9 protein-coding genes are annotated in these 12780 nt (G+C 55.2%); all 9 read right to left on the bottom strand.

Annotation, left to right across the window (positions count from 1 at the left end; translation table 11 throughout):
* Window positions 1-46 precede the first annotated feature (46 nt).
* The 9 genes from F1381_RS07650 to F1381_RS07610 all read right to left on the bottom strand — a co-directional run bounded on the left by F1381_RS07650 (window position 47) and on the right by F1381_RS07610 (window position 12706).
* Window positions 47-322, bottom strand: a complete 276-nt coding sequence (locus F1381_RS07650; protein WP_151734219.1) for an HPr family phosphocarrier protein — start codon at window positions 320-322, stop codon at window positions 47-49.
* A gap of 2164 nt (window positions 323-2486) precedes the next feature.
* On the bottom strand, window positions 2487-4121 hold the full coding sequence (gene nagZ, locus F1381_RS07645; RefSeq protein ID WP_151734218.1) for a beta-N-acetylhexosaminidase: 1635 nt from the start codon (window positions 4119-4121) through the stop codon (window positions 2487-2489).
* Between the two features lie 27 nt (window positions 4122-4148).
* Window positions 4149-5819 carry a glycoside hydrolase family 3 N-terminal domain-containing protein gene (locus F1381_RS07640; protein WP_151734217.1) on the bottom strand — a complete coding sequence of 557 codons (1671 nt, stop codon included), beginning with the start codon at window positions 5817-5819 and terminating at the stop codon, window positions 4149-4151.
* A complete protein-coding gene (locus F1381_RS07635; protein WP_151734216.1) occupies window positions 5806-7119 on the bottom strand; it encodes a 6-phospho-beta-glucosidase in 1314 nt (437 codons plus the stop codon). The genes F1381_RS07640 and F1381_RS07635 overlap by 14 nt, the downstream gene beginning before the upstream one ends.
* Entirely contained in the window at window positions 7104-8096 is a 993-nt protein-coding gene (locus F1381_RS07630; protein WP_151734215.1) for an N-acetylglucosamine kinase, read from the bottom strand. The genes F1381_RS07635 and F1381_RS07630 overlap by 16 nt, the downstream gene beginning before the upstream one ends.
* Window positions 8097-8120: 24 nt before the next feature.
* The gene (locus F1381_RS07625; RefSeq protein WP_151734214.1) at window positions 8121-9800 is read right to left on the bottom strand and encodes an extracellular solute-binding protein; all 1680 of its coding nucleotides are present in this window, start codon (window positions 9798-9800) and stop codon (window positions 8121-8123) included.
* Between the two features lie 22 nt (window positions 9801-9822).
* Window positions 9823-10716, bottom strand: a complete 894-nt coding sequence (locus F1381_RS07620) for a carbohydrate ABC transporter permease (protein WP_151734213.1) — start codon at window positions 10714-10716, stop codon at window positions 9823-9825.
* A gap of 21 nt (window positions 10717-10737) precedes the next feature.
* Window positions 10738-11601 carry an ABC transporter permease gene (locus F1381_RS07615; protein ID WP_246187947.1) on the bottom strand — a complete coding sequence of 288 codons (864 nt, stop codon included), beginning with the start codon at window positions 11599-11601 and terminating at the stop codon, window positions 10738-10740.
* Window positions 11602-11764: 163 nt separating this feature from the next.
* Window positions 11765-12706 carry an AraC family transcriptional regulator gene (locus tag F1381_RS07610; protein WP_151734211.1) on the bottom strand — a complete coding sequence of 314 codons (942 nt, stop codon included), beginning with the start codon at window positions 12704-12706 and terminating at the stop codon, window positions 11765-11767.
* Window positions 12707-12780: the final 74 nt, after the last annotated feature.

Genomic DNA, 12780 nt, shown 5'->3' with positions numbered 1-12780 from the left:
TGCGCGGGCCACGGCAATGCCGGCGGAGGCCGCGATTCCTGTGAGTTTATTCATGAACCTCGCCCAGCCCTTCTTTAACCATCACTTCCTGCAGAGCGGCCAGTGCTTCGGCAGCCTCTGCGCCTTCAGTGATCAGGGTCAGCGTGTCGCCGGTTTCCAGGCCCAGGGACAGTACGCCCAGGATGGACTTCAGGGTTACTTTTTTGCCTTTGGCTTCGGCAAAAGATTCGGCTCCCTTGAATTTCGTAGCTGTATTCACAAGCGCCGTAGCCGGGCGTGCGTGGATTCCATCTTCGTCGACAATTTTGAATGTTTGTTGCATCGTAAAGTCAGCTCACTTTCGTCGTATATAGTAGGTATGGCATACTCGCTCAGAAACCAAAAAAGGCAAAACCTTACCCTTGTACACGGAAAAGGTATTGTGTACACGGTAACGGTTTTGCCTGATCGAACAGTAACAACCCGAATGAATATGCTATTCAATTTATAACATAGCTTTGGGGCATTTGCAAATTTCGCACCTGTTTGTGCGCTGCCCCGCTCTGCCTCTTCCGAAGCGAGAAAAGTACAATGAGTTCGGTTTTTCGCATACATTCTGCTCGTTCCCTCCTGCAGGAGCACACTGTATTCGATTTTTCGCATACAATCGGCCCGTTTGCCTTCGCCGGAGCACATTGTGTTCGATTTTTCGCATACAATCGGCCCGTTTGCCGTCGCCGGAGCATATTGTATTCGATTTTTCGAATACAATGGGTCCGGTTACCTTCGCAGGAGCACTTTGTATTCGATTTTTCGAATACAATAGGTCCGGTTGCCTCCGCAGGAGCCTATTGTATTCGATTTTTCGCATACAATATGCCTGTTTACCTTAGCCGGAGCATAATGTATTCGATTTTTCGAATACAATGGGTCCGGTTACCTTCGCCGGAGCCTATTGTATTCGATTTTTCGCATACAATCGGTCCGGTTGCCTTCGCAGGAGCCTATTGTATTCGATTTTTAGCATACAATCGGTCCGGTTGCCTTCGCCGGAGCACATTGTATTCGATTTTTCGCATACAGTAGGGCTGTTTACCTTCGCCGGAGCACATTGTGTTCGATTTTTCGCATACAATCGGCCCGGTTGCCTCCGCAGGAGCACATTGTATTCGATTTTTCGAATACAATAGGTCCGGTTGCCTCCGCAGGAGCCTATTGTATTCGATTTTTCGCATACAATGGGTCCGGTTACCTTCGCCGGAGCACATTGTATTCGATTTTTAGCATACAGTAGGGCTGTTAACCTTAGCCGGAGCACATTGTATTCGATTTTTCACATACAATCGGCCTGTTTACCTTAGCCGGAGCACATTGTATTCGATTTTTCCATACAATCGGCCTGTTTACCTTAGCCGGAGCACATTGTATTCGATTTTTAGCATACAATTGGTCCGATTGACTTCGCCGGAGCACATTGTATTCGATTTTTAGCATACAATCGGCCCGTTTACCTTCGCCGGAGCCTATTGTATTCGATTTTTCGAATACATTATGCTCCGGTTACCTTCGCCGGAGCCTATTGTATTCGATTTTTCGCATACAATCGGTCCGGTTGCCTTCGCCGGAGCATAATGTATTCGATTTTTAGCATACAATGGGTCCGGTTACCTTCGCCGGAGCACATTGTGTTCGATTTTTCGCATACAATGGGTCCGGTTGCCTTCGCAGGAGCCTATTGTATTCGATTTTTCGCATACAATCGGTCCGGTTGCCTTCGCCGGAGCACACTGTATTCGATTTTTCGCATACAATCGGCCCGTTTGCCTTCGCCGGAGCACATTGTGTTCGATTTTTCGCATACAATCGTCCCGTTTGACTTCGCCGGAGCACATTGTATTCGATTTTTCGCATACAATCGGTCCGGTTGCCTTCGCAGGAGCCTATTGTATGCGATTTTTAGCATACAATCGGTCCGGTTACCTTCGCAGGAGCATATTGTATTCGATTTTTCGCATATAATGGGTCCGTTTACCTCTGCAGGAGCACATTGTATTCGATTTTTCGAATACAATGGGTCCGGTTACCTTCGCCGGAGCACATTGTATTCGATTTTTAGCATACAATCGGCCTGTTTACCTTCGCCGGAGCACATTGTGTTCGATTTTTCGCATACATTATGCTCGTTCCCTCCTGCAGGAGCACAATGTGTTCAATTTCTCGCACTTTCAGACTGTGTGGAGCATGCAGCAGATGATGAATTCATTCATAAATTATGTGTTGGAGCGTTTATCGATACCACTTAATCTTGATCCACCCCGGCGTACTGGAGGACGACAAAAGATTCCAAGGCCAACAGCTAGGCCAGCAGAGACACCATTCACAGCAACAGAGAATTGTACGCCGGTAAAACTAAAGTTGAGCCTTTGAAGCAAACATAAGCCGAGTCGGCAACTGTTGGAAGGTTTGGACTGCTCCCAGTGCCGTCCTCTATTCCACTGTCTCCTGCTCTATGATTCAATCTCCTCAGCCGGCCCGACAATCCCTGCCCCATAAGAAAACTCCCCTACTGTCACCGGCAGCCGGCCTTGTGGAGGGTTGATCCCGGCAAGCACCTTGGCGGCGGATTGCATGGCCAGCGGTTTATTCTCGTAGGCTGCAAGATAGGTGGTGATTCCGGGAACGGCCGTGTAATCGAACGGATTACGCCCGGCTACAACGATTAGTTTACCCGGCTTCCTTGCCGCCAGTTCCTGAAGAATACGGCGTTGTCCGGGCGAGAAATCCGCATTGTAAGTTACTGCTACGATCTGTGCAAAGCCGGCACTCTCCAGGAGAACCCTGCTGATCTCCTCATCGGAGGGATCGGCATCAATGATGGCTTCGGTGACATGGTCAAAATAGGCTTCGAGCGCCCTGCCCAGCGTATGCTCCTCCCTCAAAGCTTCGATCACTTCATGATTGACGCGTACCTCCGGCCAGATACAGTAAATGCCTTGGGATGCATCCAGCGGCAGTTGTCCTTCGCCGCACACAAGCGTAACGCTCTGTTCGCTGAGTACACGGGCAACCTGCAGCGATGCCGGAGAAGCGAGCTCTAACGCAAGACTTGCGAATGGCACCGGCTCAGCCTTGATGATTCCGCGTTTAGCCTTCAGCCCGGCCAGCCGCTGCACCGATTCTTCAATTCTGGCTTCGCTGATCTCGCCGGCCATAACAGCCTGAACAACAGCCTCGATGGCTTCCGTCTGCCAAGCAAACGTATGGCTGACCAGAATCAGGTCGGCACCGGCCTGCACGGCCTGCACAGCCCCCGCTCCTACGCCGACGGTCTGCGAAATAGCGTTCATCTCCAGACAGTCCGTCACAATGACCCCGTCAAAAGCCAGCTCGTCACGCAGCAAGCCCGTCAGAATGCTGTGCGACAACGTGGCGGGGATGGCCTGCTCCTCATAGGCTTTGAATACCACATGCGCCGTCATCACCGCATCCACGCCTGCCCCAATGATCTCGCGGAACGGAAGCAGCTCAATCTGGTGCAGCCGTTCCCGGCTGTGCCCGATGCTGGGCAGCGCCAGATGCGAATCCGTGTCGGTATCCCCGTGTCCGGGGAAATGCTTAATTGTCGCCGCCACTCCCGCTTCCTGGTACCCGGCTGCTGCGGCCTGCCCCATTTCACTGACCAGTCCAGGTGATTCCCCATAGGAACGGACACCGATCACCGGATTGGCCGGATTATTGTTGATATCCACGCATGGAGCGAAGTTCATGTTGATCCCGAGCATGCGCAGCTCCGCCCCGCTGATGGCGGCCGCTCTCCGGACGCCTTCGATATTCCTTGTTGCACCCAGTGCCATGTTCCCCGGCATCAAAGTCACGCCGTCTTCGATTCGGGCCACCATCCCGCCTTCCTGGTCGATGGCGATCAGCAGCGGCTCAGACGCTGCGCGCTGCAGGGCGGCCGAGCATTTGTAGACCTGTTCGGCAGAACCGATGTTGCGCCGGAAGTAAATTATTCCGCCGATATGATAATCCGTAATCAGCTTCAGAATATTTTCGTCCGGGGCAGTGTCCATGAATCCGCACATAAACATCTGTCCCACCTTGCGCCGGATGCTTGCACTCCGCTCAATTGCGGCTTCCATTGTATCCATCGACTCCTTTTGATGTAACTATTCAATATTTATAGTTCCGCTTGCCAGCAATTCCGCTAGCGCCTGCAGTGCATAGGATGACGTCCCGCATACAGCGATTACTGCAGCCCCGGCGGGAAGCTCGTCGGCCTCGTATGGATTACGCAGCATGGCGGTGATCAGCGGCTTCTTCGCGGCGACAGCTTTTGCCAGAGACAGCTGGCCCCTGTAGATATGGGCATTCCAGGTACCGAGTATGACGGCGTCATCTTCAAAGGTCGCGGCAAGAACGTCTTTAACGTCCTGTTCATCCGGGTCAACGGGAATTGCCCTCACTGTGACATTCAGGCCTTGGGCAGTGAGTAACTCGCCCAATACCCCCACCCCCCTGCTATCCGTGTTGTCCGCGAGCGTCAGCCGTTCCGGCCGTGGCAGCAGCAGTGTGTAACGGACATCCCGCCGGAGCGGCAGCAGACGCTGTGGATCACCCAACAGAGTTAGCGTCCGCCGTGTCAGCCTTGCCGTTTCCCGCTCCCATTCGACGCGCGGAATCGGCTTCGCTTGCTCCGCGTACATCGTCATCCGTTCCTGAAGCCGGGCAATACGGGCCAAGGATTCATCAATCCGCGCTTCCGGAATCCGACCCTGCCGCACGGCTTCAACAATTCCCCGGATGACCCCATCCTGGAAGTCCGGTGTATGACACATCAGAATTAGATCATTGCCGGCCAGTACAGCCAGCTCCCCGATCATTTCCGGCGGGTAACTGTTCTTAATGGCGGCCATCTCAACGTCATCTGTACATATTACACCTGTAAAGCCCATTCTCCTGCGCAGCAGCTGCGTAACGAAGAACGGACTGAGAGAAGCCGGCAGCTCCCCGGACTCCGGAATGTCCGGAAAGACAATGTGCGCCATCATCACCGCATCGCAGCCTGCAGCGATTGCGGCAGCGAACGGCAGCAGCGGCCCGCTGTTCAGCTGCTCCAAGGTAAGTCCACAATAGGGAAGCACGACATGTGAGTCGCCGTCCACTTGCCCGTGTCCGGGGAAATGCTTGGCTGTTGCAGCAATCCCGGCCTCATGCAGTCCCCGGATATAGGCGGCGCCGAAGGAGGCGACCGCGGAGGGCTCCTCCCCATAGGAACGGACACCGACTACCGGATTGCGGATGTTCGTGTTGACATCCAGCACAGGGGCCCAGTTTACGGGAATGCCCAGCTCCAGCAGCTGGCTACCTGCCAGCCTGCCCTGCCAATAAGCCGCTTCGGGATCGCCGGTCAGGCCAACTGCACGATTGCCGGGGAAATGCGGGAAGAAAGCCTTGAGGTTAGCCAGGCTCCCGCCTTCTTCGTCGATGGCAATGTAATACGGATCAGCAGGATGAATAAGCTGACCCGCAGTGCTCTTTGCGCCGCTGATAAGCCCGCGCAGCTGCTCTTCGTCTGCAATGTTATGCGGGAACAGGCCGATTCCGCCTAGCGGTTGCCGCACCAGCCGTTCAGCGAAACCGCCGCCTTCTAGGGAAGGCACACCCGCAATACACATGCGGGCCACCTTCTGCTCTAGGCTGAGCTGCGGTCCAGCTGCATTCTGCGGGTTCACCTCGTTCTCCAGGTTTACCGAGTTTCCCTCGTTCAAGGGAATCACGGCATCCCCACCCGCCTTACGGTCAACTCCCTTCCCGGCCTTCCGCTTATCGACCGGCATGCTGAAAGAACCCCGGTAGATAGGCTTTGTTCTGCAGAAGCATCTCTTCCAGCATCTTCTCTGCATCGTTGACCGAAGGCACCAGCGGATGATGGGCGAGCGCGAGGAGTGCGGTGTCCCGGCTGCCGCTGACTGCGGCTTCGATGGCCAGACCTTCATAGGTCTTGACCGCATGAATCAGCCCCTTGGCGGCTGCCGGAACAATGGCCACGGGCAGCGCCTCCGGCCCCTGCCGCCGCACCCGGCAGTTCACTTCAATGCAGGCATCGTCCGGCAGGAAGTCCAGAATGCCCTTATTCGGCACATTCAGCGTCTGGATATCGCCGGAATCATTGTAGAGCGAATTCATCAGCCGCACGGCGGCTTCCGAATAATAGGCTCCGCCGCGCTGCTCCAGCTGCTTCGGCTTCACGGCCAGGTTCTCGTCCTTGTACAGCTCGAACAATTCATCCTCCAGCCGCTGCACAGTCCCGGCGCGGGTCTCCCCTCTCGCCGCCGCAGCCTGCTGCTCGGCCAGAATCTCGCGGTGCAGGTAGAAATACTTCAAATAATAAGAAGGAATGGCCCCGAGGGAGGACAACAGCGCCGCATTCCACTCATACTGCGGCACATTGCGGGCGGAGTAGCCGTCACGGTTCGCCAGCAGCTCGGGCAGCTTGGACTCGCCGTCGACAGTAATCGTGCTGATCCAGTGCAGATGGTTAAGCCCGGCGAATTCGCAGTAGATCCGTTCAGCCGGCACCTGATACAGCGCCGAGAGCCATTTATAGGCGGCGATCGGCGAATTGCAGAGGCCGATCGACCTGATCCGCGAATGCTTGTAGATCGCTTCCGTTACCATGCCGGCCGGATTGGTGAAATTCAGCAGCCACGCATCCGGACACAGCTCTTCCATATCCCGCGCGACATCCAGCAGCACCGGAATGGTGCGCAGCGCCTTCATCATGCCGCCCGGGCCGGTGGTCTCCTGCCCGATCATGCCGTATTTCAGCGGGATCGTCTCATCCCAGCCGCGGGCTTCCAGCCGGCCGACGCGCATCTGGGTGCTGACGAAGCTGGCCCCCGCAAGCGCCGAGCGCCGGTCCAGTGTCATGCTCAGCTTAATCGGCAGCCCGGACCTCGTAATCATCCGCTGCGCAAGTGCTCCGACGATAGATAGTTTATGCAGGCCTTCCGGGATATCGACCAGGACGACCTCTCTGACAGGAAAGGTGGCGTAATTCTGAATGAAGCCCTCGATCAGCTCCGGGGTATAGGAGGACCCGCCCCCGATCACCGCCACCTTCAATGATTGATCCATACTGCATTCGCCGCCTTTACCGATAGTGTATGTTGCAACTGCTGATAGACCGCTTCACCGACCTGGACACCGCTCCTCTCCATGGCCAGCAGCAAGGCGCCGGCCACCGGCTCCTGCTCCAGCACACGCAACCGACAGGCCGGGGCGGCCGGCAGCACCTCCGCTTCAAGATACGGTACGACATACCGGCTGTCCCCACGCGTCAGAATACTGCCGGCCATCACCAGATCGAAGCTGTCCCTTTCCATGCCCAGCTTGCGGATCACCGCCTTGGCCGCATTGCCCAGCTCGCTGCCCTGCCGCCGCAGAATTGCCCGGGCCGTCTCATCCTCGCCAGCCACTTCAAAGATCAGCTTCGCCAGCCCGTTCGGCACCCGCAGCCCGTGATCCAGGAAATGGTGGAACATCTCTTCCTCACTGCCGTAGCCGAGCTGTGCCAGGATCGCCGGAGCCAGCCGTGTAGGCTGCCCCCGGCCTTCCCAGGCCCGGATCACCGAACGGAAGGCTTCTACCGCCAGGTCGGACCCACCGCCGAAATCGCCGAAGGTGTAGCCGAAGCCGCCGACCTGGAGTTCCTCGCCGCTGCTGTTAATGCCGTAGCTGTTGGTGCCTGTGCCACAAATGAGCACAACGCCGTAAGAATTGCGCGTGCCGGCACGCAGTGCAATAACGGTGTCGCAGACGATCCCGTGCGGCTCCAGGCCAAGGCCGGCAATCATCGGCCGCAGAACCCGGTAATCCGCCTCCCGGTCGGCGCCGGCAAGCCCGAACAGAGAGTAGGTGATTTGCTCTTTGCCGAGTCCCGCCGAGCGCAGTGCTTCTTCTACCGCCAGACGGATGTTATCCTCGGCTGTCTGCGCTCCTGCCTGATGATTGCCGCATCCGCTTACGCCGTGCCCGGCAATGCGGCCCGCTTCGTCGGATATGACTGCCAGCGTTTTACTGCCTCCGCCGTCAACGCCCAAGTAATAGTTCAAGTTCTTCCGCTCCTGTACCCAGTATCACTGGTTTAATTTTTCCAGGTTCTCCTGCCATTTGGCCGTCTTGAACTGGAGCAAATCGCTGTAACCGACTTGCTGCGCGTCTGCTTCCGCTTTATCGAGAATGGAGAGCACTTCAGCTTCATTCTTGGCGTTGAGCACAGCCTGGGCTCTCGCTTTTTCATAAATTTCGCCTACGCTCTGGTTGATAATCCCTTCTGCAGAATCGCCAGCCGGAGCCAGATTGACGAATTCAGTTGTGTTATACTGCGTCTTCCAGGTAATTTCCGACTGCCATTTCGTTTCCCAGCTCTTCTGCTCTTCGGGCAGTGTCGACTCGAATTTCATTTTGGAATTATCCACATAGACGGTGTTGCCGTTCCATTGCAGGTTGACGGTTGAATTCATCAATTCATCGCGGCCTTTGGTATCTTTGGTGAAGGCTTCCGTGAAGAGCGGCGCTCCTTCTGCATCGGTACCGTTCCAGTACTTGCCTTCCGGCCCCCACATAATGATCCGCTGGCCTTCCGGACCCGTGAACCAATCGAGGAATGCGAACACTGCTTCTGGATCCTTCGCCGCCGTCGTGATGACACTGACATTCCAGCCCAGCTGATTGTAGGCGCCGGGGAAGATTTTATTCCGGTCGAGGCCTGCTTTGTGAATCGGCCATACCATGATATAGCCGGCATCCGGGTCCTGCTCGCTGAGCAGCGAGTTGCCGATGGCGCCGAATTCGGTCGGGCTGGAGGCGGCGTAGACGGCGATTTTACCTGTAATAATCTTCTGCTCCACCTGCTCCCGTGTCTGGGTGAAGGCATCTGCGCTGATCAGCTTATCCCGGTATAATTGATTCGCATATACAAGCGATGATCTGAAGGCCTCATCCTTGAACACCGAGGTCATCTCGCTTCCGGACGGTATCGCCATCATACTTAGAGCGCTGTACACATAAGGACGGTTCTCGGCAAAAGCCGACGACAGCACATCCACACCTTCCGCGCCTTGCCCAACCTCAAATGGCACGACTTCCGGGTATTTCTCCTTCACTTGCTTCAAGTAAGCATACAAGTCATCCGTCGTTTCAAGAGAAGGTGCGCCGAGCTCGTTATAGATTTTCTTGTTGACCAGATAACCGGAGTTGCCGTTAGGCTGTGTCGTGTACCAGTTCGGGAACTGATACAGCTTGCCGTCGGGAGAGCGGAGCATATTCAGCGTCGATTCTCCCGCCCATTCCTTCAGGTTCGGATATTTATCGAGATAATCGTCAAACGGCACCAGGGCGCCCGCAGCCCGCAGCTGCTCCACATCCGCCCCGCGCTCCAGCCAGATGACATCCGGCAGCTCACCGGAGACGATCATTGTGCTGAGCTTCTGCTTGGCATTGCCCCCTGAGCTAACCGGCACGACATCGACCTTCTTGTTCTCCTTGATCCACTGCGAGGACAGATCCTCACCCCAGTTCGGCATCGTATACCAGTCATAATGGCCGTAGAATGAGAACTCCAGCGGCTCTTCGCCGAGCATGTAGATTCCCCCGCCCGAGGGCGAATTGGCCGATGCTTCTGCGTTCCCGGCGGCATTGGCCGCAGGCTGCTCCCCGCCCGGGGCAGAGTTATTCCCGCCGGAGCAACCGGCAATTCCGAGCATCAGACTGAGCACAGCCGCTATGGCAGCGGTCTTTTTGTTGATTCCATTCATGCATAATCCCCCTTATGATCCTTTACTCTTTCAGTGAACCGACCATTACGCCTTTGACAAAATACTTCTGCAAAAACGGATAGACACACAGAATCGGAATCGTCGCGACCATCATGGTCGCCATGGACAGTGATTTGGTCGTCACGGCGCGCATTTTGTTCATCCGCCCCTGCGCGGTGGCGTCAAGCTGAGCCATCTGCTCGGACATGATGTTGGAATTGAGGATCTGCTGCAGCTTGGTCTGGATCGGCATCAGATCGATATTGCTGATGTAAATGCTCGGCGTGAACCAGTCGTTCCAGTGAGAGACGGCGGTAAACAGCGACAGGGTGGCAATGACGAGGCCGGATAGCGGCAGCACGATGCGGAGCAGCACTCCCCAATTAGAGCAGCCGTCAATCCGTGCGGATTCCTCGAGTCCGGCTGGTATTCCCTTAAAGAAGGTCCGGAATATAATCATGTTCCAGACGCTGATCAGTCCCGGGATAACCATGACCCAGAAGGTATTGAACATGCCCAGTTCCCGGATCAGCAGAAAGGTGGGGATTAGTCCTCCGCTGAAATACATGGTAATGATGCAGAATACCATATAGCCTTTGCGGCCGATCAGCTCGGATTTGCTCATGCCATAGGCGAATACCGCCGTTGCGGCAATGGATGCCAGTGTCCCGATTACCGTGCGCAGCACCGAGATGAAGAACCCGTTAATCAGGCGGCTGTCCTCAAAGACTACGCCGTAGTTCTCCAGTGTGAACTGTCTCGGCCAGAAGGTAATACCGCCCCGCATGGTGTCCGTTCCGTTGTTAAACGAAATAACTGCTGCATTCCAGAATGGATAAAATGATACGAAGGCCAATATCGCAAGTAAGGCATAAATACAGGCCACCAGTGTGCGGTCGCCGGTCGACAGCTTCATTTCATGGGACCTCCTTTCGCCCTACCATAGGCTATTCCCCGATTTGCGGGCGGCATAATTGGCGCCAACCAGCAGGAATACCCCGATCAGCGATTTGAAGAGTCCGGCGGCGGTGGCATAAGAATACCGGTTGTTCTGAATTCCGATCCGGTACACATACGTGTCGAGCACATCGCTGACATCGCGCAGAACCGGGTTTGAACCGAGCAGGAGAATATCCTCAAAGCCTGCACTGAGCAGATTGCCGATGGCCAGAATCAGGAAGACAATAATGACCGGCAAAATGGCCGGCAAAGTGACCGAGAACATCTGTCTGAGCTTGCCGGCACCGTCGATTGAAGCGGCCTCATGCATATACGGATCGACACCGGCGATGGCGGCCAGATAGACAATCGAGGAGAAGCCTATTTCCTTCCACACACCCGTAGTGACCAGAATGGACCAAAAGTATTGCGGCAAGGAGAGGAAGTTGATCGGATCGTTAATCAGGTTCAATTGCTGCAGCAGCATGTTCACACTGCCGTTCTCTGTGGAGAGCATGGACATGACGAAGCCGGAGACGATGACCCAGGAGAGGAAATGCGGCAGATAGCTGATGGTCTGTACGGTCCGTTTGAACACCCTGCTGCGGACCTCATTCAACATTAAGGCCAGCAGGATAGGCGCCGGGAACCCGATCAGCAGCTTGAAAAGACTGATGACAACGGTGTTGCGGATGACCATCCAGAATTCGGGGGCATTAAAGAACATTTCGAAATGCTTGACGCCGACCCACGGGCTACCCGTGAATCCTTTGAACAGATTGTAATCCTGAAAGGCCATCAGCACCCCGTACATGGGAATGTAGCTGAATACAAGGATAAAGAGCAGTGCCGGCAGCACCATCAGCTGAAGATCCCACTGCCGGAATATTCTTTTGAACAGTGCAGGTTTGCGCGTCTCGGAGCCCGTCTGGGCGGTATAGGCGATCTTCTGCATTTTAACCTCCTCTTCCATTACTTTCTTTTACCGGTGTTTAACTTATACTGTTATATTAACTGACTTAAGTCTACATGGATTCAAGTTCGGCTGCTCCGCCTAATTTCTCGAATACTGATACTATCCTACTGTCCTGGGCAGCGGATTTTATCCGGATATTGCGCGGCTCGGTGCCGATATGGCGCTTGAACAGCCGGTTGAAGTTGGATAAGGTGCGGAAGCCGCAGGCCATGGCGATATCGACGATTTTGCGGTCGGAGGTCTGCAGCAGGTTATAAGCATTCTCAAGGCGGAGGTGGATCAGATACAGCAGAGGGGACATTCCGACCGTACGGCGGAAGATGTCGCTGAAACGCGAAGGGCTCAAATAGACGAGGGAGGCCAATTCCTCCAGTGTCCACGGATAGGCTGGCTGCTCCTCCATGACCCGGGTAACATGCCAGATCTTCTCAAGCTGGGCGGCGGACACGCTGGTCTTCGTTCTTTGCAGGGTTTCCATGCGGAAGTGGCGGTTGACACAGACGAGGAATTGCAGGAAATATGCATAGACGGCAGAGGTGAAGGAGCGCCGCTGCGCTTCATGCTCTTCCTGCATCAGCAGCAGCAGTGAACGAAGCTCGCCGATTCTCGGATGGTCCCGGTCCAGCAGATTGCTGAAGTGGGTGCCCATTTCCTTGAAGGGAGCCAGGATTTCCGGATCGCAGCGGAGTGTTCCCAGAAACCAGGAAGCATCGAATGTAATCACCTGCATAATGAGATTCTCGCTCTCATAGGCGCAGTGCAGGTCATTGGAGTTAATCAGCAGAATATCCCCTTCGGCAAAATCATAGCGCTCCCCGTTAATCAGATAGTACCCTGTGCCCGATTTGATCATATTGATCTCCAGCGCATCGTGGGCGTGCAGACGCTGATACTGCGAGGTGACACCCATCGTGTCCCCCAGATAAATCGGGTATTGCCGCGTAAAAACCACTTTCTCCCGTAGGCTGTTGCGTCCGCGTGACTGCTCCATATGAATCCCTCCTGTTACGGCGCTTTGCACGATGCACGGTGCCGGAATAGTATGATGCTGCAACCTACTGTATC

This window comes from Paenibacillus tengchongensis (assembly GCF_008973665.1).
GTDB lineage: Bacteria > Bacillota > Bacilli > Paenibacillales > Paenibacillaceae > Paenibacillus_AQ > Paenibacillus_AQ tengchongensis.
This window is presented reverse-complemented; position numbering and strand designations above follow the sequence as displayed.

Coding starts and splice junctions, on each gene's coding strand:
- F1381_RS07650 (WP_151734219.1), bottom strand. CDS start 322: ATGCAACAAACATTCAAAATTGTCGACGAAGATGGAATCCACGCACGC.
- nagZ (WP_151734218.1), bottom strand. CDS start 4,121: ATGGAAGCCGCAATTGAGCGGAGTGCAAGCATCCGGCGCAAGGTGGGA.
- F1381_RS07640 (WP_151734217.1), bottom strand. CDS start 5,819: ATGCCGGTCGATAAGCGGAAGGCCGGGAAGGGAGTTGACCGTAAGGCG.
- F1381_RS07635 (WP_151734216.1), bottom strand. CDS start 7,119: ATGGATCAATCATTGAAGGTGGCGGTGATCGGGGGCGGGTCCTCCTAT.
- F1381_RS07625 (WP_151734214.1), bottom strand. CDS start 9,800: ATGAATGGAATCAACAAAAAGACCGCTGCCATAGCGGCTGTGCTCAGT.
- F1381_RS07620 (WP_151734213.1), bottom strand. CDS start 10,716: ATGAAGCTGTCGACCGGCGACCGCACACTGGTGGCCTGTATTTATGCC.
- F1381_RS07615 (WP_246187947.1), bottom strand. CDS start 11,601: ATGGTGCTGCCGGCACTGCTCTTTATCCTTGTATTCAGCTACATTCCC.
- F1381_RS07610 (WP_151734211.1), bottom strand. CDS start 12,706: ATGGAGCAGTCACGCGGACGCAACAGCCTACGGGAGAAAGTGGTTTTT.